Origin of the sequence: Paenibacillus sp. FSL H7-0940 (assembly GCF_037979415.1) — a bacterium.
GTDB lineage: Bacteria > Bacillota > Bacilli > Paenibacillales > Paenibacillaceae > Paenibacillus > Paenibacillus amylolyticus.
The window spans coordinates 6,520,976-6,543,796 of record NZ_CP150280.1; the positions used below are offsets into that span (position 1 = coordinate 6,520,976).

The following is a 22,821-nucleotide window of genomic DNA, read 5'->3' on the forward strand; positions in this document are numbered from 1 at the left end:
TTAGGTAGGCCTAAATTTATGGCTTTTTTTCAGGATCAATTTAGAGACTCTGCTTGAATGTGGAAGTCTTCGGGAGGTGTACATCATGCGGGTAATTATTACTTTGGCTTGTACTAACTGCAAACAAAGAAATTACACTACGACAAAAAACAAGCGTAATCACCCCGACCGCATGGAGATGAAGAAATTTTGCAAGTTTTGTAACGAGCAGACTTCTCATCGCGAAACCAGATAGTTTTTGGAGGTGTCGGCGTGAAACGAAGTTTCAAATCTCTGATTTCCTTTTTCTCAGAAAGCTGGGCTGAACTTAAAAAAGTTCGCTGGCCTAATCGTAAAGAGCTGACCAACTACACATTGATCGTACTTGGTACTGTTGTGGTTATGACGCTGTTTTTTTGGGTCATTGACATTGGCATCTCCTTTGTGATCGAAGCGATTATTTAAGAAGGGTTCCGGTGGCTTGATATGGAAAAAAGATGGTACGTCGTTCATACCTATTCAGGGTATGAGAACAAGGTCAAAGCCAATTTGGAAAAACGCGTAGAGTCTATGGGCATGGAAGACAAGATATTCCGCGTTCTTGTTCCTATGGAAGAAGAAGTGGTAAACAAGGACGGTAAGAAAAAAACCGTTATGCGTAAAGTTTACCCCGGTTATGTCTTGGTGGAAATGGTACAGACGGATGATTCTTGGTATGTTGTTCGCAACACACCAGGGGTTACAGGATTTGTCGGTTCGACAGGTTCTGGGTCCAAACCAACTGCATTGTTGCCTGAAGAAGTGGAACAAATTCTGAAGCACATGGGAATGGTTGAACCTAAGCCGAAAATTGAGTTCGATCTTAAGGAATCCGTACGTATTAAAGTCGGTCCTTTTGCGAATTTCGTAGGCTCCGTGGAAGAAATTTTGGTAGACAAAAGCAAGTTGAAAGTGCACGTGAACATGTTTGGACGGGAAACACCGCTTGAGTTGGAATACACACAAGTGGAGAAGATCTAGTTTCTTCAAGTTTCTTGTGGGAGGGTTGAAAAACCCGTTAACCACTATTTTGCAAGGAGGTGTCAATCATGGCGAAAAAAGTTATTAAAATGGTAAAACTGCAGATTCCAGCAGGTAAAGCAAACCCAGCACCACCAGTAGGTCCAGCTTTGGGTCAAGCAGGTGTCAACATCATGGCATTCTGTAAAGAATTCAACGCTCGTACAGCTGATCAAGCGGGATTGATTATTCCAGTTGAAATTTCTGTATTCGAGGACCGTTCCTTTACTTTCATCACTAAAACTCCACCAGCAGCAGTTTTGTTGAAAGTGGCAGCTAAAGTTGAAAAAGGATCCGGCGAACCGAACAAGAAAAAAGTTGCTACTGTTAAACGTGATGCGGTACGTCAAATCGCAGAAACAAAAATGCCTGACCTGAATGCAGCAGACGTTGAGTCCGCAATGCGTATGGTCGAAGGTACTGCCCGCAGCATGGGTATCACCATCGAAGACTAATTTTCATAAGAAACATGGCTTCGTAAAACCGGTCGATTCGCGACCGGTTGATGTGGGAGGTATATCCGCTAACACCACAAAGGAGGAATAAAACATGGCTAAACACGGTAAAAAATACCTGGAAGCTGCTAAGCTGATTGACAGCGAAGCAACTTACGAGCCTTCAGAAGCTGTAGAGCTTGTGAAAAAGGCAGCTACTGCAAAATTCGATGAAACAATCGAAGCAGCAGTTCGTTTGGGTGTAGACCCTCGTAAGCAAGACCAGGCTGTACGTGGTGTTGTTGTCTTGCCACACGGCACAGGTAAAACACAACGCGTATTGGTATTTGCAAAAGGTGACAAAGCGAAAGAAGCGGAAGCGGCTGGCGCGGACTATGTTGGTGATGCAGACATGATCAACAAAATCCAACAAGGCTGGTTCGAATTCGACGTCTGCGTAGCGACACCAGATATGATGAGTGAAGTAGGTAAATTGGGCCGACTGCTCGGCGGTAAAGGTCTGATGCCTAACCCTAAAGCCGGAACGGTAACTTTCGATGTAACTAAGGCTGTTCAAGAAATTAAAGCCGGTAAAATCGAATATCGTCTGGATCGTGCAGGTCAAATTCATGCACCGATTGGTAAAGCTTCTTTCTCTTCTGAGCAACTTAATGAGAACTTCAAAGCTCTCATGGAAGCTCTGAATCGTGCTAAACCAGCGGCAGCAAAAGGTGTTTATCTGAAGAATGTTAGTCTTTCTTCCACGATGGGCCCTGGCGCACGCGTGAACGCAGCAGCTTTTAGATAATATCTCTTGACAGGCTTGTCCTGTTTTTGATAAGATATAAAAGTTGTGAGTCCGAGTGACTGACCGTTGACATTTGAATATGCTTGCCGTAGACAGTAGGTGCCATTTGGCTTAATTTCCTGCCGAGGTGTGATTATAGAACTTAGAACGATGCAAATCGATGATGAGTATATATCAAGCCTTCGTGATTCTACGGAGGCTTTTCTTAATGGGATAAATTTGATCAGGAGGTGTACAGATTGGCAAACGCAAAAGTGATTCAAGCAAAACAAGAATCCGTTGATGCAGTAACAGCAAAATTGCGCGAGAGCGTTACAACTGTTGTTGTTGATTATCGCGGATTGAACGTTGCCCAAGTAACTGAGTTGCGTAAGCAACTTCGTGAAGCAGGGATCGAATTCCAAGTGCTGAAAAACTCGTTGCTTCGCCGTGCAGCTGCAGCAGCAGAACTGACAGAACTTGAAAATGTTCTTACAGGTCCTACTGCAATTGCATTCAGCGTAGATGACGTTGTGGCTCCAGCTAAAATTCTGAACGACTTCGCGAAAAAGAACGATGCACTGGAATTGAAAGGTGCAGTCGTAGAAGGTCGCGTAATCGGAGTAGAAGAAGTTAAGGCATTGGCAGAACTGCCATCCCGCGATGGACTCCTCTCCATGCTCCTCAGCGTGCTTCAAGCGCCAGTGCGCAACTTCGCGCTTGCGGTTAAAGCAGTTGCAGAAAAAGAAGAACAAGGCGCGTAAGCAACTTGATCTGAATGCTGCTTAGGCGGCAAATGAATTAAAAAAAATAATATTATATATGGAGGTTCACTCATGAGTAAAGAGCAAATCTTGGAAGCAATCAAAGGCATGACTGTACTGGAATTGAACGATCTTGTTAAAGCAATCGAAGAAGAATTCGGCGTAACTGCTGCAGCTCCAGTAGCTGCTGCAGGTGCAGTAGCTTCTGCTGAAGCTGAGCAATCCGAGTTCGACGTAATCTTGACTAGCGCTGGTGCTTCCAAAATCAACGTTATCAAAGCAGTTCGCGAAATCACAGGTCTTGGCCTGAAAGAAGCAAAAGAATTGGTTGACAACGCTCCAAAAGCATTGAAAGAAAAAGTTGCTAAAGAAGAAGCAGAAGCGGTTAAAGCTAAGCTTGAAGAAGCAGGCGCTTCAGTTGAAGTTAAATAATTTAGCTATTACAAGCTAAATGAACAAAACAACAAACCCCTTGACTTATATCAAGGGGTTTGTTGCTGTAATTGTAAATGGAAAGTGAGTGAGGGCATGTCCAATCATTATTATTCGGACAAACCGCAAGTGGCGCATGATCGCAGAGCAACTGAAGCGGTTCTTCGCGGATTCAGTCTGCGATTCGTGACGGATGCCGGTGTGTTTTCCAAAAACGGAATCGATTATGGCAGCAGAGTATTGATTGATGCGATAGAGTTGCCATCAGGGGCTCATGTTCTCGATGTGGGCTGTGGGTACGGGCCAATGGGTCTTACAGCAGCCAAACTTGTACCGGATGGGCATGTCACCATGATCGATATCAACGAGAGAGCCGTTGAACTTTCCAGGGAAAATGCAAAAGCGAACGGAATTAACAATGTTACGGTATTGCAAAGTAATCTACTGTCTGAAGTAAAAAAGCAAGATTTTGACGTTATCCTAACCAACCCGCCTATACGGGCTGGGAAAGAGACGGTTCATACTATTTTCGAACAGGCACATCGCCATCTGAAGGTAGGCGGTTCGTTGTGGATTGTCATTCAGAAGAAACAAGGAGCCCCGTCAGCGAAAGCGAAATTGGAATCTTTGTTTGGAAGAGTGGAAGAAGTGACGAAGGATAAAGGCTATCGGATTTTCAAAGCGGTGAAATCGGAAGAGGTATCTACTAAAAGCTGAATCCGAGTTTGTAAAGTAAGCAGGGGATCATTTTTTTTGCAATAGGACTATTGACTTGAAATTCAGGTCGTGGTATAGTTGTAAAATGTCAGTATTAAGATGCCCTACTTGGCTTTAGCTAACTAAAAATGTCAACCTTTTTTTACGCCGAACGGGCTTATTATGCCTACGTTTGGCGTATAATATGTACATTTTGGGCAAACTGGGGATAAGAATGATTTGGAAAGACATCCGCCGATCAAAGTTGCTCTTTTTTCGAACGACATTTCGAGTAAGGGCTTTTCTTTATTTGTGGATGCATTGCTTTGCTCTGTATGTGTACCATTATAAGGTTACAAACAGAGGTTCGCAACGAAATTTTTAAAGTGAGTAGACATTGAGGGGTGAGTTTAAGTTGGCAGGACATCTTGTTCAATATGGTCGACGCACTCGGCGCAGTTATGCACGAATTAACGAGATACTCGAAGTTCCGAACCTGATTGAAATCCAACAAAAATCCTATGATTGGTTTTTGGAGGAAGGGTTGCGCGAAATGTTCCAGGATATCTCGCCGATCCAGGATTTTACAGGTAACTTGATTTTGGAATTTATCGATTACAGTCTCGGTGAACCGAAGTATACAGTAGACGACGCAAAAGAGCGTGACGTTACGTATGCAGCACCGCTTCGGGTCAAAGTCCGGCTCATTAATAAGGAAACCGGCGAAGTCAAAGAGCAGGAAGTATTCATGGGAGATTTCCCGCTGATGACCAACACGGGCACATTTATTATTAATGGTGCGGAACGGGTTATTGTCAGCCAGTTGGTTCGCTCTCCTAGCGTTTACTTCAGTACCAAAGTAGATAAAAACGCCAAAAAAACGTATACCGCTACAGTTATTCCTAACCGCGGCGCTTGGTTGGAACTGGAGATGGACGCGAAGGATGTTGTTTATGTCCGGATCGACCGTACACGTAAAATACCGGTTACGGTTCTCCTGCGTTCACTTGGTTTTGGCACAGATGCTGAGATTCTGGATCTGCTCGGTAATGACGAATATATCCGCAACACACTGGACAAAGACAACACGGATTCCACGGAGAAAGCACTCATTGAGATCTATGAGCGTCTTCGTCCGGGCGAGCCGCCAACGCTGGATAATGCGAAAAGCTTGCTCGTAGCACGTTTCTTTGATCCAAAACGTTATGACCTGGCTAATGTAGGTCGTTACAAAATGAACAAAAAGCTTCACATCAAAAACCGTTTGTTTAACCAGCGTTTGGCTGAATCACTTGTTGACGCTGAAACAGGCGAGATTATTGCTGAAGCAGGTCAAATGGTGGATCGTCGCTTGTTGGATGAAATCATGCCGTATCTGGAGAAGAGCGTTGGTTTCCGCACGTATCACGTGGGTAACGGTGTTCTGGATGCTAATGATGTTCCTATGCAAACGATCGATGTATTTTCACCAACAGAAGATGGTAAAGTAGTCAAACTGATTGCCAATGGAATCATTGACAAGTCCGTTAAAAACGTGACGCCGGCGGATATCATTTCGTCCATCAGTTATTTCCTTAACCTTCTGCAGGGAATTGGTAGCACGGATGATATTGACCATCTGGGTAACCGTCGTTTGCGTTCGGTGGGTGAACTCCTGCAGAATCAGTTCCGTATCGGTTTGTCCCGTATGGAGCGTGTGGTTCGTGAGAGAATGTCCATTCAGGATGCTAACGTAATTACACCACAGGCATTGATCAACATACGTCCTGTTATTGCATCGATTAAAGAGTTCTTTGGTAGCTCTCAGTTGTCACAATTTATGGATCAAACGAACCCGCTGGGTGAGTTGACACATAAACGTCGTTTGTCCGCACTCGGACCCGGTGGTTTGACACGTGAGCGCGCAGGTATGGAAGTGCGTGACGTCCATCCATCCCACTATGGCCGTATGTGTCCAATCGAGACGCCAGAGGGACCAAACATCGGTTTGATCAACTCCTTGTCTACGTTTGCCCGTGTGAATGAATATGGCTTCATTGAAGCTCCATATCGTTGGGTTGATCCGAAGACAGGTATTGTAACCGAACAAATTGATTACCTGACAGCGGACGAAGAGGACAACTATGTTATCGCGCAAGCGAATGCGAAGCTGAATGAAGATAGTACATTTGAAGAAGAAGCGATCATTGTACGTTATAACAAACAGTCGGATAACATCCTTACGATGCCGAGTGAGCGCGTTGACTACATGGACGTATCTCCTAAGCAAGTTGTATCCGTCGCTACAGCGCTTATTCCGTTCCTTGAGAACGATGACTCCAACCGTGCGCTCATGGGATCAAACATGCAGCGGCAGGCCGTTCCACTTTTGATTCCTAAAGCACCTCTTGTGGGAACAGGTATGGAACACAAAGCCGCGAAAGATTCCGGTGTATGTATTGTCTCCGATTATGACGGAATTATTGAACGATCTACTGCGAACGAGATTTGGGTCCGTCGTGTTGAAGAAGTGGACGGTCAGGAAGTTAAAGGCGATATCGTTAAATATAAATTACACAAATTTATGCGTTCGAACCAAGGAACATGCATTAACCAACGTCCGATTGTCAAAAGAGGTGTCGCTGTCAAAGCTGGTGATATCCTCGCTGATGGTCCTTCAACGGAAATGGGTGAATTGGCTCTGGGACGTAACGTTGTTGTTGCCTTCATGACTTGGGAAGGTTACAACTACGAGGATGCGATCTTGCTCAGTGAAAAACTCGTTAAGGAAGATGTATACACATCCATCCATATCGAGGAGTATGAGTCAGAAGCACGTGATACCAAACTCGGACCTGAAGAGATCACACGTGACATCCCTAACGTTGGGGAAGAAGCGTTGCGTAACTTGGATGAGCGCGGTATTATCCGCATCGGTGCTGAGATTAGTGCTGGCGACATTCTGGTTGGTAAAGTAACACCTAAGGGTGTAACAGAGCTGACAGCAGAAGAACGTCTCTTGCATGCAATCTTTGGTGAGAAAGCACGTGAAGTACGTGATACTTCCTTGCGTGTACCACATGGTACTGATGGTATCGTAGTAGACGTGAAAGTATTTACCCGCGAAAACGGTGATGAGTTGCCTCCAGGTGTTAACCAACTCGTTCGTGTATATATCGCTCAAAAACGGAAAATTTCCGAGGGTGATAAAATGGCCGGACGTCACGGTAACAAAGGGGTCGTGGCCCGCATCTTGCCGGAAGAAGATATGCCTTTCCTGCCAGACGGTACACCGGTTCAGATCGTTCTTAACCCACTGGGCGTACCTTCCCGGATGAATATCGGTCAAGTACTCGAGGTTCACTTGGGTATGGCGGCGATGCAACTGGGTATTCACGTAGCAACTCCTGTATTCGACGGAGCGAAGGAGTATGACGTCTTCGATACGATGGAAGAAGCGGGTATGCAACGTAATGGTAAAACTGTCCTGTATGATGGTCGTACAGGTGAAGAGTTTGAACGTGAAGTTACCGTAGGTGTCATGCACATGATCAAATTGGCACACATGGTTGATGATAAGATCCATGCCCGTTCTACAGGTCCTTACTCACTTGTTACGCAACAACCATTGGGTGGTAAAGCTCAATTCGGTGGACAGCGTTTCGGGGAGATGGAAGTATGGGCGCTTGAGGCATACGGTGCTGCTTATACACTGCAAGAAATCTTGACTGTTAAATCCGATGACGTTGTTGGTCGGGTTAAAACGTATGAATCCATTGTCAAAGGTGAGAATGTTCCGGAACCAGGTGTTCCTGAATCATTCAAAGTATTGATCAAAGAGCTGCAAAGCTTGGGTATGGACGTTAAGATTTTGAGTGAAGATGAGCAAGAGATTGAAATGAGAGAAATGGACGATGAAGATGACGCTGCGAGCGATAAGCTCAGCCTCAACCTTGAGGGTACAGAGGTCGGAGCGGAATAAACCGCTTCGAGCGCATGATGACCGGCGTTTTTCATCAGGCTCACGTCTTGCTCCGGCTTCGGCCGGAGTGGGCGTAACCTAGATTACAGGAATTGGTTAAGGAGGGTTGCTCCTTGTTGGACGTCAACAATTTCGAATACATGAAGATCGGGCTTGCTTCCCCAGAGAAAATTCGTTCTTGGTCCCGCGGAGAAGTGAAAAAACCGGAAACGATCAACTATCGTACGTTGAAACCGGAAAAAGAAGGGCTGTTCTGCGAAAAGATTTTTGGCCCTACAAAAGACTGGGAATGTCATTGCGGTAAATACAAACGCGTCCGTTATAAAGGCGTTGTCTGTGATCGTTGTGGCGTTGAAGTAACACGTGCGAAAGTACGCCGCGAACGGATGGGCCACATTGAGCTCGCTGCTCCGGTATCGCATATCTGGTACTTCAAAGGTATTCCGAGCCGTATGGGTCTTGCTCTGGATATGTCTCCAAGATCTCTTGAAGAGATTATTTATTTTGCATCATATGTTGTAACTGATCCAGGAGAAACTCCACTGGAGAAAAAACAGCTGTTGTCCGAGAAAGAATACCGCAGCTACCGTGAAAAATACGGCTATGGTTTCCATGCTGGCATGGGCGCAGAAGCGGTTAAAAAATTGCTTCAAGACCTTGACATAGACAAAGAGCTCGAGTTCCTGAAAGAAGAGCTCCGGACTGCGCAAGGACAACGTCGTAATCGTGCAATCAAACGTCTGGAAGTTATCGAAGCATTCCGCAACTCCGGCAACAAGCCAGAGTGGATGATCATGGATGTACTTCCTGTTATCCCGCCGGAACTTCGTCCAATGGTACAGTTGGATGGTGGACGTTTTGCAACGTCTGACCTGAATGACTTGTACCGCCGTGTAATCAACCGGAACAACCGTCTGAAACGTCTGCTTGATCTGGGCGCGCCAGATATTATCGTGCAAAATGAAAAACGGATGTTGCAGGAAGCTGTTGATGCATTGATCGATAATGGTCGTCGTGGACGCCCGGTAACGGGTCCTGGTAACCGTCCATTGAAATCTCTCAGCCACATGCTGAAAGGTAAACAAGGACGTTTCCGTCAAAACTTGCTCGGTAAACGGGTTGACTATTCTGGTCGTTCCGTTATCGTTGTTGGACCTTACCTGAAAATGTATCAGTGTGGTCTGCCAAAAGATATGGCACTTGAATTGTTCAAGCCTTTTGTTATGAAAGAGCTTGTAAATAAAGGGCTTGCCCACAACATCAAGAGCGCAAAACGTAAAGTTGAGCGTGTAAGTCCTGAAGTATGGGATGTTCTTGAAGAAGTAATCAAGGAGCATCCGGTTCTGTTGAACCGTGCCCCTACGCTTCACAGACTCGGTATTCAAGCATTTGAACCGATTCTCGTTGAAGGTAAAGCAATTCGTCTTCACCCGCTCGTATGTACGGCATACAATGCCGACTTTGACGGTGACCAAATGGCCGTGCACGTTCCGTTGTCCGCTGAAGCTCAAGCGGAAGCACGTATCCTGATGCTTGCATCGGGTAACATTTTGAACCCGAAAGACGGTAAACCGGTTGTTACTCCTTCCCAGGATATGGTGCTTGGTTCTTACTACCTCACTATGGATAACAAGGAAGAAAAGGGCACAGGTATGATCTTGCGTACAGTTAACGAAGCTGTATCGGCATACCAACGTGGTACTGCTGGTCTGCATGCGCGTGTAGCTATTCCTGTTAAGGCGCTTGGTAAAACAAGCTTCACGGAAGAACAACAAGAAGGAATGTTGCTGACAACTGTCGGTAAAATTATCTTCAATGAAATTTTCCCGGCAAGCTTCCCGTATATCAATGATGCGACTCGTGCTAACCTGTACCAAGGTACTGCAGATCACTCATTTGTATATGAAAAAGGTGCTGATCTCAGAGAAGCTATTATGAATGCTCCTCTGGCTGGCGGTGTCGGTAAAGAATACCTCGGCTCCATCATTGCACGTTGTTTTGAAATTTATCACACAACGGAAACAGCTGTTATTTTGGATAAAATCAAACAACTTGGTTTCACATACTCTACACGTGCCGGTATTACGGTTGCGGTATCTGATGTTATCGTTCCACCTGAGAAGTTTGAAATTCTTAGACAATCTGAGGAAAAAGCACAAATCGTTACGAATCAGTACCGTCGTGGTCTGATTACGAATGAGGAGCGCTATGACCGTATCATTGATATCTGGTCAAAATCCAAAGATGACATCACTGAGATTCTGATGAAGTCCATGGATCGTTACAACTCGATCATGATGATGGTAGACTCCAAAGCACGGGGTAACAAATCGCAAATCACCCAATTGGGCGGTATGCGTGGTCTGATGGCCAACCCATCCGGTCGAATTATCGAACTCCCAATCAAATCGAACTTCCGTGAAGGTCTGACGGTACTCGAGTACTTTATCTCCACTCACGGAGCGCGTAAAGGTTTGGCGGATACAGCCCTGCGTACAGCCGATTCAGGTTACCTGACTCGTCGTCTCGTAGACGTAGCCCAAGACGTAATCGTGCGTGATGATGATTGTGGTACAGATAAAGGCTTTACGGTAAGTCGTATCCAGGATGGTAAAGAGGTTATCGAAGATCTCTACGACCGTATTGAAGGCAGATACTGCTTCGAGACACTTCGTCATCCGGAAACGAAAGAAATCATTGTAGGTCGCAATGAATTGATTGACTCCGATAAAGCAGAAGCGATTATCAAAGCAGGTATTACTAAATTGCAAATCCGCTCCGTCCTCAGCTGCCGTGCAAGTCATGGTGTCTGCAAGAAGTGTTATGGTCGCAACCTCGCGACTGGTAAACACGTGGAGATCGGTGAAGCAGTTGGTATTATCGCAGCACAGTCCATTGGTGAGCCAGGAACACAGCTTACAATGCGTACGTTCCATACTGGTGGTGTAGCCGGAGACGATATTACGCAAGGTTTGCCACGTATCCAGGAGTTGTTCGAAGCTCGTAATCCTAAGGGTCAAGCAACGATCAGTGAAATCGATGGTGTGGTTAAAGAGATTCGCGAAGCGAAAGATCGTCGTGAAATCGAAATTCAAGGTGAAGCGGAATCCAAAGTATACGCCGTTACCTACGGTTCCCGTGTGCGCGTAAGCGAAGGCGCGGAAGTTGAAGCGGGTGACGAGTTGACAGACGGTTCCATTGATCCAAAAGAGATGTTACGGATTAAAGGTATACGTGGTGTACAAAACTACATTCTGCAGGAAGTACAACGCGTATATCGTAACCAAGGCGTAGAAATTAACGATAAGCACGTTGAAGTTATGATCCGTCAAATGCTGCGTAAAATCCGTATCGTAGATGCAGGAGATACAACGCTGTTGCCAGGATCGTTCGTGGATATGCATGAGTACGAAAGAGCTAACAAAATTGCGATTCTTAGTGATAAAGAGCCGGCGGTTGCTAAACCAATCCTGCTCGGTATTACGAAAGCATCCCTGGAAACAGACTCCTTCCTCTCGGCGGCTTCGTTCCAAGAAACTACACGTGTATTGACAGATGCAGCGATCAAAGGTAAAGTCGATCAGTTGCTCGGTCTGAAGGAAAATGTAATCATCGGTAAATTGATTCCTGCAGGTACAGGTATGCACCGTTACCGCAGCATCAAATTTGCTGAGCCAGAAGATGGCCAATCTTCAGTAGAAGAACTTGAGCCAGTTTCGGTTGATTAAATATATTTCTCCTCATTAGAGGAGAGTGAAAGTTTTGTGCGTCAGGAGACGGACGTTTGTATGATACAGGCGGACGAATCCTGATGTACGTAAACTTTTAAAAAATGTTTTAGGATTAGCATTGACAATGCTTGCGCTAGATGCTAATATATCAAAGGTGCGTGGGCAGCTGATTGTACATGGTTCTATTCGGAGGAATACACAATGTCTAATGAAAAAGCCTTGCAAGATGCTCATGTCAAAATAGGTACCAAACAGACCATGCGGATGGTGCAGACAGGTATGGCTTCTGAAGTCTATGTCGCAGAAGATAGTGATCCGCAGCTTACTTCCAAAATCATTGCTTTGTGTGAACAACACAATGTAAAATGCACGAAAGTGGATACAATGAAAAATCTCGGCAAGGCTTGCGGGATTGGAGTAGGAGCAGCTATGGCTGCTGTCGTAAAATCATAGGGTAAGGAACGTTTTTGTCCGAGAACTTTTAAGGATTCTCCAAGGCAAAAACTTTTCATTTGTCTTTTTATGAACCGCCTGGGTCTGTGGACTTAGTGCAAAGAGGTTTATAAAGAAACATGAATATTTGAGGAAGGGGGTGGCAATCACATGCCAACTATTAACCAACTGGTTCGTAAAGGACGTCAAGCAAAAGTTGAGAAGTCAAAATCTCCAGCTTTGCAAAAAGGATTCAACGCTTTGAAACGTGAATCTACTAACATCAGTGCCCCACAAAAACGTGGTGTCTGCACTCGTGTAGGTACAATGACTCCACGTAAACCAAACTCTGCACTTCGTAAGTATGCCCGTGTTCGTTTGACGAACCGTCTCGAGGTTACTGCTTATATCCCGGGAATCGGACATAACCTTCAAGAGCACAGTGTGGTATTGATCCGCGGAGGTAAAGTTAAAGACCTTGCAGGAGTTCGTTATCACATCGTTCGTGGAGCTCTCGATACTGCTGGTGTAAACAACCGTATGCAAGCTCGTTCGAAATACGGCGCTAAGCGTCCAAAAGCTAAAAAAGCCTAAACTATTATAGGCAGATAGCCTGAAAGCCTTCTGGTCTAAGTCTGGAAGGTACAGGATCTGCTGAACAAGAAAGAAAGGGGGATATCCATGCCACGCAAAGGTCCAGTTACGAAAAGAGACGTTCTGCCTGATCCGTTATATAACAGCAAGTTGGTTACTCGTTTAATCAACCGCATCATGATCGGCGGAAAACGCGGTGTTGCTCAAAGCATTCTGTATAATGCGTTCAAGTTGATTCAAGAACGTACGGGTAATGACCCTATGGAAGTATTTGAAGCAGCAATCAAGAACATCATGCCAGTCCTGGAAGTTAAAGCTCGCCGTGTCGGCGGTGCCAACTACCAAGTACCAATCGAGGTGAAACCAGAGAGACGTACTGCTCTGGGATTACGTTGGCTCGTGAACTACTCCCGCAACCGCGGTGAGAAAACAATGGAAGAGCGTTTGGCGGCTGAGATCATCGACGCTTCCAACAACACAGGCGCTTCCGTTAAAAAACGTGAAGATACGCACAAAATGGCTGAAGCGAACAAAGCGTTTGCTCACTACCGTTGGTAGGATTCAGTTCACAATAAAAAAACTTCAATTTTGAAGGGAGACCCATTTCATGGCTAGAGAGTTCTCCTTAAAAAATACACGTAATATCGGGATCATGGCTCATATTGATGCGGGTAAAACCACGACAACTGAGCGGATCCTGTTTTACACAGGACGTACGCACAAAATCGGTGAAGTACACGAAGGCGCTGCGACAATGGACTGGATGGAACAGGAACAGGAGCGCGGAATTACGATTACTTCCGCTGCAACTACCGCTGCTTGGAAAGGCCACCGCGTTAATATTATTGATACCCCGGGACACGTTGACTTCACTGTTGAAGTTGAACGTTCCCTTCGTGTATTGGACGGAGCAGTTGGTGTATTCAGTGCGAAAGAAGGCGTTGAGCCTCAGTCCGAAACCGTATGGAGACAGGCTGACAAGTACGGCGTACCTCGTATCGCATATGTAAACAAAATGGATATCATCGGTGCTGACTTCCTGAACGTTGTATCTGACATGCGTGATCGCCTTCAAGCGAACGCTGTTGCGATTCAACTTCCAATCGGCGCTGAAAATGATTTCAAAGGTATCATCGATATCGTTGCACAAAGAGCTCATATGTACAAAGATGACCTTGGTCAAGATATCGAAGAAACCGACATTCCTGCAGAGTTTGCAGATCAAGTTGAAGAACTTCGCAATGAGTTGATTGAACGCGTTGCTGAACTGGATGAAGATTTGACAATGAAATACCTGGAAGGCGAAGAGATCACAATTGATGAGATCAAAACCGTACTCCGTAAAGGTGTTGTAGATGTTAAGATCTTCCCAGTTATCTGTGGATCCTCATATCGTAACAAAGGTGTTCAACTGATGTTGGATGCTGTTATCGACTACTTGCCAGCTCCAACAGATGTTGCATCGATCACGGGACATCTTGAAGATGGAACTGAAGCAATTCGTAAGTCATCCGATGAAGAGCCATTCTCCGCATTGGCATTCAAAATTATGACTGACCCTTACGTTGGTAAATTGACATTCTTCCGCGTATACTCTGGTGTTCTTCAATCCGGATCATATGTATTGAATGCCACTAAAAACAAACGTGAGCGTATCGGTCGTATCCTTCAAATGCATGCGAACAGCCGTCAAGAAATCACTGTAGTTTACTCCGGTGATATTGCAGCTGCCGTAGGTTTGAAAGATACAGGTACAGGTGATACACTATGTGATGAGAAAAATCCGGTTATCCTGGAGTCAATGAACTTCCCTGATCCGGTTATCGAAATCGCTGTTGAACCTAAAACCAAAGCTGACCAGGATAAACTGGGTGTTGCTCTCGGTAAGTTGACTGAAGAGGATCCAACTCTTCGTGCTCATACTGACGAAGAAACAGGCCAAACGATCTTGGCAGGTATGGGTGAGCTTCACCTTGATATCATCATCGACCGTATGCGTCGTGAGTTCAAGGTTGAAACTACTGTGGGTAAACCACAAGTAGCTTACCGTGAAACATTCCGTGCTCCAGCGCGCGTTGAAGGTAAATTCGTACGTCAATCCGGTGGTCGTGGTCAATACGGTCACGTATGGGTTGAATTCGAACCTCTCGAGCCGGGTACAGGCAGCCAGTTCGAAAGTAAGGTTGTCGGTGGTTCCGTACCAAGAGAATACATTCAACCTGCACTGTCAGGGATTGAAGAGCAAATGAAAAACGGCGTTATTGCAGGCTTCCCGCTTGTTGACGTTAAGGCTACAATCGTAGACGGATCTTACCATGATGTCGATTCCAATGAGATGGCATTTAAAATTGCCGGATCTATGGCGCTTAAAGCGGCTAAAGACAAGTGTAAACCAGTTCTGCTTGAGCCTATCATGAAAGTAGAAGTAACTGTTCCAGAAGAGTACATGGGTGACGTAATGGGTATGTTGAACTCCCGTCGTGGCCGCATCGAAGGTATGGATTCCCGTAGTGGAGCTCAAATCATCCGTGCTAAGGTACCTCTGTCTGAAATGTTTGGTTACTCTACAACTCTTCGTTCCGGTACTCAAGGACGCGGCGTATTCTCCATGGAACTCTCTCACTATGAAGAAGTTCCTAAGAGCATCGCTGAAGAAATCGTTGCCAAAACAAAAGGCACCGAGTAGTTTTCTCACACTGGATGCAAGTGCATAAGAATTTAATTCGGAGCACTTCATTCAGTGAAAACATAAAATTATAATTTTAAGGAGGCCACGTTCAAATGGCAAAGGCTAAATACGAACGTAATAAACCCCACGTTAACATCGGTACTATTGGTCACGTCGATCACGGTAAAACAACTCTGACTGCTGCAATCACAACTGTATTGTCCAAAACTTACGGTGGTGCTGCAATTGCATTCGACCAAATCGACAAAGCTCCAGAAGAGCGCGAACGCGGTATCACAATCTCCACATCACACGTTGAGTACGAAACTGACACTCGTCACTACGCTCACGTTGACTGCCCAGGTCACGCCGACTATGTTAAAAACATGATCACTGGCGCGGCTCAAATGGATGGAGCTATCTTGGTAGTATCCGCAGCAGACGGCCCAATGCCACAAACTCGTGAGCACATCTTGCTCTCCCGTCAAGTAGGCGTACCTTACATTGTTGTATTCTTGAACAAATGTGACATGGTTGAAGACGAAGAGTTGTTGGAATTGGTTGAGATGGAAGTTCGCGACCTTCTTAACGAATATGAGTTCCCAGGTGACGATACTCCAATCACTCGTGGATCCGCTCGTGAAGCTCTGGCAAACCCAGATGGCGAATGGGCTCAAAAAATCGTTGAGATGTTCAAAGAGATCGACACTTACATCCCACTGCCTGAGCGTCAAACTGACAAGCCTTTCTTGATGCCTGTCGAGGACGTATTCTCCATCACTGGTCGTGGTACTGTTGCTACTGGCCGTGTAGAGCGTGGTACTGTTAAAGTCGGCGAAGAGATCGAAATCGTTGGTATCACTGAAGAAACTAAAAAATCCGTTGTAACAGGCGTTGAGATGTTCCGTAAATTGTTGGATTCCGCTCAAGCGGGTGACAACATCGGTGCATTGTTGCGTGGTGTTGACCGTACTCAAATCGAGCGTGGTCAAGTACTTGCAAAACCAGGTTCTGTTAAGCCACACACAGAATTCACAGCTCAAATCTACGTTCTGACTAAAGAAGAGGGCGGACGTCACAAACCATTCTTCACTGGTTACCGTCCACAGTTCTACTTCCGTACAACTGACGTAACAGGTATCATCAACTTGCCTGAAGGTACTGAAATGGTAATGCCTGGTGATAACATCACTGTTACTGTTTCCCTGATCTCCCCAATCGCGATTGAAGAAGGAACTAAATTCTCCATTCGTGAAGGCGGACGTACAGTAGGTGCCGGTTCCGTAGCATCTATCCAAAAATAATTTGGCTTAACGCTGAATAAAGCATATGTAACAGTGTACTGGAACGAGTAACATTGTATTGTAACGAAGCTTCGGAAGAGTTCTTTATCCGACATCGGATAGAGAACTCTTTTATTATGTTTAAAGTTCGGAACCTGCGTCATACGAAATGAACATCATTTACTTGTTTAGAAGGATTGGCAAGGCAGCCTGGATATTGAAGATTAACACTGCAATAAACGAAGTCATTTCATCAGAAAAGATAAGTTTAAATGTTTTTCTTAAATATGCTTGCAATACGCCTATCTTTTCTATATAATAATGAATGTTGTTCTGTGACGTTGCGATGATGTGAGAGGTTACTGGCACACCCGGCCCCTTTGCCATGGGAGAGTGGCTAGAAAATTTTCACGGAGTATGTCCGATAAAAAATTGGGCGATAGAAGGAGGGACTAAAATGGCAAAGCAAAAAATTCGTATTCGTTTGAAAGCTTACGACCACAGAATTCTTGATCAATCCGCGGAGAAAATTGTTGAAACAGCAAAACGTTCGGGTGCTGGTGTATCCGGTCCGATTCCGCTTCCTACTGAAAAACAAATCATTACTATTCTTCGTGCGGTGCACAAGTACAAGGATTCTCGGGAACAATTCGAACAACGTACACATAAACGTTTGATCGACATCGTTAACCCGACTCCACAAACTGTGGATGCCTTGATGCGCTTGGATCTGCCGTCCGGTGTAGATATCGAAATTAAATTGTAATACAAGCTACAACAAAGACCATGTATAAAGGAAAAGAGGTGTCAACATGAAAGCAATCTTAGGAAAAAAACTCGGAATGACTCAAGTATTTACTCCTGAAGGTAACGTCGTTCCAGTAACGGTTATCGAAGCAGGCCCTTGTGTTGTTTTGCAAAAGAAAGACATTGAGAACGATGGCTACGAAGCAATTCAAATCGGTTACTCCGATAAGAAAGAGAAAAATGCTAACAAGCCAGAAGCAGGTCACGCTAAAAAAGCGAACACTGCCCCTAAGCGCTACGTTCGTGAAGTTCGCGGTATCAACATCGCAGAATATGAAGTTGGCCAAGAATTGAAAGCTGACATTTTCGCTGAAGGCGAATTCGTTGACGTAACGGGTATTTCTAAAGGTAAAGGTTTTGCCGGCGTTATCAAACGTTGGGGACAAAGCACTGGACCTATGTCACACGGTTCGCGTTACCACCGTGGCCCTGGTTCAATGGGTTCGATCCAAGCTAACCGCGTTCCTAAAGGCAAACGCCTGCCAGGACACATGGGACATGATACTATTACAATTCAACGTCTTGAAGTAGTTAAAGTAGACGCTGAGCGTAACGTGTTGCTCGTGAAAGGTTCCATTCCTGGACCGAAAAACAGTCTCATCAGAGTTAAAGAAACGGTGAAAAAATAACCACTGAAGAAAGGAGGAACACAAAATGCCAAAAGTATCAGTTTACAATGTAGATGGTAGCCAAGTAGGCGAAGTTGAATTGAACGATGCGGTTTTCGGAATTGAGCCGAACCAACACGTTCTGTACGATGCAGTTCTTATGCAACGCGCTTCCCTTCGTCAAGGTACCCACAAAGTAAAAGGACGTTCTGAAGTACGTGGCGGTGGACGTAAGCCTTGGAAACAAAAAGGTACAGGTCGCGCTCGTCAAGGTTCAATTCGTTCACCACAATGGAAAGGCGGCGGTATCGTATTTGGTCCAACACCACGGAGCTATGCGTATAAACTGCCTAAGAAAGTTCGCCGCTTGGCGATCAAATCAGCCCTTTCATCCAAAGTGCTTGACAATGACATTATCGTTTTGGACGCTCTCACGTTGAGTACGCCTAAAACTAAAGAATTTGCAGCCATCTTGAGTAACCTCAAAGTGGGACGTAAAGCTTTGATCGTAGCTCCTAGCTATGATGATAATGTAGCTCTTTCCGCACGGAATATTCCAGGCGTGAAATTCGTAGCTGCTGACGGTATTAATGTTCTTGACGTGCTCTCGCACGACAAATTGATCATTACGAAAGAAGCAGTTCAGAAGGTAGAGGAGGTGCTCGCGTAATGAAGGATCCTCGTGATATTGTAAAACGTCCGATTATTACGGAACGTACTGCTGACATGATGAACGACTTGAAATATGTATTTGAAGTCGATATCCGTGCAAACAAAACCGAGATCAAAAAGGCAGTAGAAGCTATTTTCAATGTAAAAGTGAAAAACGTGAACACGCTTCGTGTTCCAGCTAAGCCGAAACGGTACGGACGTTATTCCGGATATACTAGCGAATGGAAAAAAGCGTTTGTAACGTTGACAAAAGACAGCAAAACGCTTGAGTTCTTTGAAACTGTATAATTGAATTTTTGAAGTAAGGAGGGAAACCCAGTGCCAATCAAAAAGTATAAACCAACATCCCCGGCAAGACGGAACATGTCCGTTTCTACATTTGAGGAAATCACCACAAATCAGCCGGAGAAATCGTTGTTGGCCCCGTTGAGCAAACAAGCAGGCCGCAACAACCAAGGTAAAATTACAGTTCGTCACCATGGTGGTGGACACAAACGTAAATACCGTATCATTGACTTCAAACGTACTAAAGATGGAATACCGGGCCGCGTTGCTACGATTGAGTATGACCCGAACCGTACATCCAACATCGCTCTGATTCACTATGCTGATGGTGAAAAGCGTTATATCATCGCTCCTAAAGGTTTGAAAGTTGGAGATCAAGTGTTCTCCGGACCTGAATCAGACATCAAAATCGGTAACGCACTGCCACTCGAAAACATTCCAGTAGGTACCGTTATCCACAACATCGAGTTGAAACCAGGTAAAGGCGGACAATTGGTTCGTGCTGCTGGTACAGAAGCTCAATTGCTTGGTAAAGAAGAAAAATACGTTTCCGTTCGTCTCTCTTCCGGAGAAGTTCGTCGTATTTTGAAAGTTTGCCGCGCGACAATCGGATCTGTAGGTAACCAAGACCACGAGCTCATCAAAATCGGTAAAGCCGGTCGTAGCCGTTGGTTGGGTAAACGTCCTGAGGTTCGTGGTGTAGTAATGAACCCTAACGATCACCCACACGGTGGTGGTGAAGGTCGTGCTCCAATCGGACGTAAATCGCCAATGTCACCATGGGGTAAACCTACACTTGGTTACAAAACGCGTAAGAAAAATAAAGCTTCTGATAAATACATCATTCGCCGCCGCACGAAGTAATACACACTGTGCATAACTTCGTGAGGCATCTGCGGATGCATAATAGCTATGTTTGAAGGGAGGATCTCCACATGGGTCGCAGTTTGAAAAAAGGGCCATTCATTGATGGCTACATGCTTAAAAAGGTAGAAGAGATGGAAGCTTCAGGTAAGAAGAATGTGATCAAAACCTGGTCCCGTCGTTCTACAATTTTCCCGCAATTCATCGGACACACATTTGGCGTTTACGATGGTCGTAAACACGTGCCAGTGTATGTAACTGAGGACATGGTCGGACACAAACTGGGTGAGTTCGCTCCAACCCGTACGTACAAAGGCCATACTGCTGATGATAAGAAAACAAGAAGATAAATGAATATCTTTAATGTTTGAAAGGAGGTTACACAATGGAAGCAAAAGCACATGCTAAGTTTATCCGGATTGCTCCTCGTAAAGCTCAACTCGTTGTTGACTTGATTCGTGGCAAGCAAGTAGGTGAGGCGGTTGCCATTCTCCGTCACACTCCGAAATCTGCTTCTCCAATCGTTGAGAAGTTGCTTAACTCCGCTATTGCGAATGCGGAACATAACTATTCTTTGGATGTTAACAAATTGGTTATCTCGCAAGCTTACGTGAACCAAGGACCGACAATGAAACGTTTCCGCCCTCGTGCAATGGGACGTGCAAGTCGTATTAACAAACGTACTAGCCACATTACTTTGGTGGTATCTGAGAAGTAGAAGGAGGGGAAATGTGTGGGCCAAAAGGTAAATCCAGTCGGACTCCGTGTCGGAATTATCCGTGACTGGGAATCTAAGTGGTATGCAGGCAAAGACTTCGGTGATCTTTTGATGGAAGACGTGAGAATTCGTGAATTCCTGAAAAATAAATTGAAAGACTCCGCTTTATCTCGTGTAGAAATTGAGAGAGCGGCTAACCGCGTAAACGTAACGATTCACACTGCTAAACCAGGTATGGTTATTGGTAAGGGTGGTTCGGAAGTTGAAAATCTTCGTAACCAAATTACGAAAATTGCTGGCGGTAAAAAAGTACACATCAACATTTCTGAAATTAAGAACCAAGACTTGGACGCTGTTCTTGTAGCTGAAAGCATTGCACAACAATTGGAACGTCGTGTTTCTTTCCGTCGTGCTCTGAAACAAGCAATTCAAAGAACTATGCGCTCCGGTGCTAAAGGTATCAAAACTCAAGTAGGCGGACGTCTTGGCGGTGCTGAGATCGCACGTTCTGAAGGCTACAGCGAAGGAACTGTTCCACTGCACACACTGCGTGCTGACATTGACTACGGTACAGCAGAGGCTCATACTACTTACGGACTTATCGGCGTAAAAGTATGGATCTATCGTGGAGAGGTTCTTCCTACGGCTAAGAAACAAGCTGCTAAGGAAGGAGGCAACTAATCATGTTGGTACCAAAACGCGTAAAACACCGTAAGCAACAACGTGGACATATGAAAGGCCAAGCTAAAGGCGGAACGACTCTGAACTTTGGCGAATACGGTCTGCAAGCTACGGAACCGGCTTGGATTACGAACCGTCAAATCGAAGCGGCTCGTATTGCGATGACTCGTTACATCAAACGTGGTGGTAAAGTTTGGATCAAAATTTTCCCAGACAAACCAATCACTCAAAAGCCTCTCGAGGTTCGGATGGGTAGCGGTAAAGGTAACGTAGAAAAATGGGTTGCAGTAGTGAAACCAGGTAAGATCATGTTTGAACTTGCTGGTGTACCGGAGGAAATTGCACGCGAAGCAATGCGTCTTGCCGCTCACAAACTGCCAATCAAAACGAAGTTCGTGAAACGTGAAGAATTGGGTGGTGAAGCAAATGAAAGCTAGTGAATTTCGCAACCTAACCTCTGCTGAAATCGAGCAAAAGATTGCCGGATTTAAAGAAGAACTCTTTAACCTCCGCTTTCAATTAGCTACCGGTCAGCTGGATAACCCGACTCGCATCCGTGATGTGCGGAAAGAAATAGCTCGTGCTAAAACCATTATCCGTGAGAGAGAATTGGGAATCGGTTAATTAGGGATAGGATGGACAATCCGTCCGTAATCAGGAAGGAGGCCAACAATGAGCGAAGAACGTAACGCACGTAAAGTGCAAACTGGTAAAGTGGTCAGCGATAAAATGGACAAAACGATTGTTGTTGCTGTAGAAACTTACAAAAAACACAACTTGTACCATAAACGCATTAAGGTTACTAAAAAATTCAAAGCGCATGACGAAGAAAACACTGCGAAAATCGGTGACACGGTGAAAATCATGGAGACTCGTCCGCTTTCGAAAGATAAACGCTGGAGACTTACTGAAATCGTAGAAAAAGCGGTTATCATCTAATGCATCAGCAGCATTGCTGAAAGGAGGAATACTAAATGATTCAACCATTTACACGTTTGACTGTGGCCGACAACTCCGGTGCGAAGGAACTGATGTGTATCCGCGTACTCGGCGGTACGGGACGTCGTACAGCTCAAATCGGTGATCTGATCGTTTGTTCTGTTAAACAAGCAACACCAGGCGGCGTTGTCAAAAAAGGTGATGTAGTTAGAGCGGTTGTCGTTCGTACGAAACGTTCTGTACGTCGTAAAGACGGTTCCTACATCGGTTTTGATGAAAATGCAGCGGTTGTTGTAAAAGACGACAGAAGCCCACGTGGAACACGTATTTTCGGACCAGTTGCTCGCGAACTTCGCGATAAAGACTTCATGAAAATCGTTTCCTTGGCTCCAGAAGTTATCTAAAGCTTAATCTCGTGATGTTAGAA

At 45.2% G+C, this 22,821-nt stretch carries 27 protein-coding genes and 1 other annotated feature; all 27 genes read left to right on the top strand.

The features are described 5' to 3' along the window. Positions 1 to 85: 85 nt before the first annotated feature. The 27 genes from rpmG to rplN all read left to right on the top strand — a co-directional run bounded on the left by rpmG (position 86) and on the right by rplN (position 22,798). Entirely contained in the window at positions 86 to 235 is a 150-nt protein-coding gene (gene rpmG / locus MHB71_RS28595; protein ID WP_072735843.1) for a 50S ribosomal protein L33, read from the top strand. 17 nt (positions 236 to 252) lie between these two features. Beyond that, positions 253 to 444, top strand: a complete 192-nt coding sequence (gene secE, locus MHB71_RS28600) for a preprotein translocase subunit SecE (protein WP_017692060.1) — start codon at positions 253 to 255, stop codon at positions 442 to 444. A 21-nt stretch (positions 445 to 465) separates the two neighbouring features. Next, a complete protein-coding gene (gene nusG / locus MHB71_RS28605; protein WP_017692061.1) occupies positions 466 to 999 on the top strand; it encodes a transcription termination/antitermination protein NusG in 534 nt (177 codons plus the stop codon). A gap of 68 nt (positions 1,000 to 1,067) precedes the next feature. Continuing rightward, complete coding sequence (gene rplK / locus MHB71_RS28610; protein WP_017692062.1) at positions 1,068 to 1,493, top strand: 50S ribosomal protein L11; 426 nt, start codon at positions 1,068 to 1,070, stop codon at positions 1,491 to 1,493. A 94-nt stretch (positions 1,494 to 1,587) separates the two neighbouring features. Beyond that, a complete protein-coding gene (gene rplA, locus MHB71_RS28615) occupies positions 1,588 to 2,280 on the top strand; it encodes a 50S ribosomal protein L1 (protein ID WP_017692063.1) in 693 nt (230 codons plus the stop codon). A 68-nt stretch (positions 2,281 to 2,348) separates the two neighbouring features. After that, positions 2,349 to 2,496 (top strand) — a sequence feature (ribosomal protein L10 leader region). A 23-nt stretch (positions 2,497 to 2,519) separates the two neighbouring features. Next, entirely contained in the window at positions 2,520 to 3,023 is a 504-nt protein-coding gene (gene rplJ / locus MHB71_RS28620) for a 50S ribosomal protein L10 (RefSeq protein ID WP_047841127.1), read from the top strand. Positions 3,024 to 3,095: 72 nt separating this feature from the next. Further along, entirely contained in the window at positions 3,096 to 3,455 is a 360-nt protein-coding gene (gene rplL / locus MHB71_RS28625; protein WP_017692065.1) for a 50S ribosomal protein L7/L12, read from the top strand. A gap of 96 nt (positions 3,456 to 3,551) precedes the next feature. Further along, a complete protein-coding gene (locus MHB71_RS28630) occupies positions 3,552 to 4,172 on the top strand; it encodes a class I SAM-dependent methyltransferase (RefSeq protein WP_074096568.1) in 621 nt (206 codons plus the stop codon). Between the two features lie 394 nt (positions 4,173 to 4,566). Next, positions 4,567 to 8,112, top strand: coding sequence for a DNA-directed RNA polymerase subunit beta (gene rpoB, locus MHB71_RS28635; RefSeq protein WP_036607171.1), 3,546 nt, complete (start codon positions 4,567 to 4,569; stop codon positions 8,110 to 8,112). Positions 8,113 to 8,225: 113 nt separating this feature from the next. Beyond that, positions 8,226 to 11,840 carry a DNA-directed RNA polymerase subunit beta' gene (rpoC, locus tag MHB71_RS28640; RefSeq protein WP_036607173.1) on the top strand — a complete coding sequence of 1,205 codons (3,615 nt, stop codon included), beginning with the start codon at positions 8,226 to 8,228 and terminating at the stop codon, positions 11,838 to 11,840. A 204-nt stretch (positions 11,841 to 12,044) separates the two neighbouring features. Further along, complete coding sequence (locus tag MHB71_RS28645) at positions 12,045 to 12,296, top strand: ribosomal L7Ae/L30e/S12e/Gadd45 family protein (protein ID WP_036607175.1); 252 nt, start codon at positions 12,045 to 12,047, stop codon at positions 12,294 to 12,296. A gap of 150 nt (positions 12,297 to 12,446) precedes the next feature. Continuing rightward, on the top strand, positions 12,447 to 12,869 hold the full coding sequence (gene rpsL / locus MHB71_RS28650; RefSeq protein WP_017692070.1) for a 30S ribosomal protein S12: 423 nt from the start codon (positions 12,447 to 12,449) through the stop codon (positions 12,867 to 12,869). Positions 12,870 to 12,956: 87 nt separating this feature from the next. Beyond that, complete coding sequence (rpsG, locus tag MHB71_RS28655; RefSeq protein WP_017692071.1) at positions 12,957 to 13,427, top strand: 30S ribosomal protein S7; 471 nt, start codon at positions 12,957 to 12,959, stop codon at positions 13,425 to 13,427. Between the two features lie 49 nt (positions 13,428 to 13,476). Next, the gene (fusA, locus tag MHB71_RS28660; protein ID WP_036607177.1) at positions 13,477 to 15,555 is read left to right on the top strand and encodes an elongation factor G; all 2,079 of its coding nucleotides are present in this window, start codon (positions 13,477 to 13,479) and stop codon (positions 15,553 to 15,555) included. Positions 15,556 to 15,650: 95 nt separating this feature from the next. Next, positions 15,651 to 16,841 (top strand): elongation factor Tu, encoded by a 1,191-nt coding sequence (gene tuf / locus MHB71_RS28665; RefSeq protein WP_017692073.1) that lies wholly within the window; start codon positions 15,651 to 15,653, stop codon positions 16,839 to 16,841. A 436-nt stretch (positions 16,842 to 17,277) separates the two neighbouring features. Then, a complete protein-coding gene (rpsJ, locus tag MHB71_RS28670; protein ID WP_017692074.1) occupies positions 17,278 to 17,586 on the top strand; it encodes a 30S ribosomal protein S10 in 309 nt (102 codons plus the stop codon). A gap of 46 nt (positions 17,587 to 17,632) precedes the next feature. After that, positions 17,633 to 18,256, top strand: a complete 624-nt coding sequence (gene rplC, locus MHB71_RS28675) for a 50S ribosomal protein L3 (RefSeq protein WP_017692075.1) — start codon at positions 17,633 to 17,635, stop codon at positions 18,254 to 18,256. 25 nt (positions 18,257 to 18,281) lie between these two features. Then, positions 18,282 to 18,905, top strand: coding sequence for a 50S ribosomal protein L4 (gene rplD / locus MHB71_RS28680; protein ID WP_017692076.1), 624 nt, complete (start codon positions 18,282 to 18,284; stop codon positions 18,903 to 18,905). Further along, positions 18,905 to 19,195 carry a 50S ribosomal protein L23 gene (rplW, locus tag MHB71_RS28685; protein WP_017692077.1) on the top strand — a complete coding sequence of 97 codons (291 nt, stop codon included), beginning with the start codon at positions 18,905 to 18,907 and terminating at the stop codon, positions 19,193 to 19,195. Before rplD ends, rplW begins: the two co-directional genes overlap by 1 nt. A 30-nt stretch (positions 19,196 to 19,225) precedes the next feature. Continuing rightward, entirely contained in the window at positions 19,226 to 20,056 is an 831-nt protein-coding gene (gene rplB, locus MHB71_RS28690) for a 50S ribosomal protein L2 (protein ID WP_017692078.1), read from the top strand. A 71-nt stretch (positions 20,057 to 20,127) separates the two neighbouring features. Next, positions 20,128 to 20,406, top strand: coding sequence for a 30S ribosomal protein S19 (gene rpsS / locus MHB71_RS28695; protein WP_017692079.1), 279 nt, complete (start codon positions 20,128 to 20,130; stop codon positions 20,404 to 20,406). A gap of 35 nt (positions 20,407 to 20,441) precedes the next feature. Then, positions 20,442 to 20,774, top strand: coding sequence for a 50S ribosomal protein L22 (gene rplV, locus MHB71_RS28700; protein WP_036607180.1), 333 nt, complete (start codon positions 20,442 to 20,444; stop codon positions 20,772 to 20,774). Between the two features lie 15 nt (positions 20,775 to 20,789). Then, positions 20,790 to 21,455: a 30S ribosomal protein S3 gene (rpsC, locus tag MHB71_RS28705; RefSeq protein ID WP_036607182.1), complete on the top strand. Its 666-nt coding sequence runs from the start codon at positions 20,790 to 20,792 to the stop codon at positions 21,453 to 21,455. A 2-nt stretch (positions 21,456 to 21,457) separates the two neighbouring features. Beyond that, positions 21,458 to 21,892, top strand: a complete 435-nt coding sequence (gene rplP / locus MHB71_RS28710; RefSeq protein ID WP_017692082.1) for a 50S ribosomal protein L16 — start codon at positions 21,458 to 21,460, stop codon at positions 21,890 to 21,892. Beyond that, the gene (rpmC, locus tag MHB71_RS28715; protein ID WP_017692083.1) at positions 21,882 to 22,079 is read left to right on the top strand and encodes a 50S ribosomal protein L29; all 198 of its coding nucleotides are present in this window, start codon (positions 21,882 to 21,884) and stop codon (positions 22,077 to 22,079) included. Before rplP ends, rpmC begins: the two co-directional genes overlap by 11 nt. A 48-nt stretch (positions 22,080 to 22,127) precedes the next feature. Continuing rightward, on the top strand, positions 22,128 to 22,394 hold the full coding sequence (rpsQ, locus tag MHB71_RS28720; protein ID WP_017692084.1) for a 30S ribosomal protein S17: 267 nt from the start codon (positions 22,128 to 22,130) through the stop codon (positions 22,392 to 22,394). Positions 22,395 to 22,429: 35 nt separating this feature from the next. Continuing rightward, complete coding sequence (gene rplN, locus MHB71_RS28725) at positions 22,430 to 22,798, top strand: 50S ribosomal protein L14 (RefSeq protein ID WP_017692085.1); 369 nt, start codon at positions 22,430 to 22,432, stop codon at positions 22,796 to 22,798. Positions 22,799 to 22,821 lie beyond the last annotated feature (23 nt).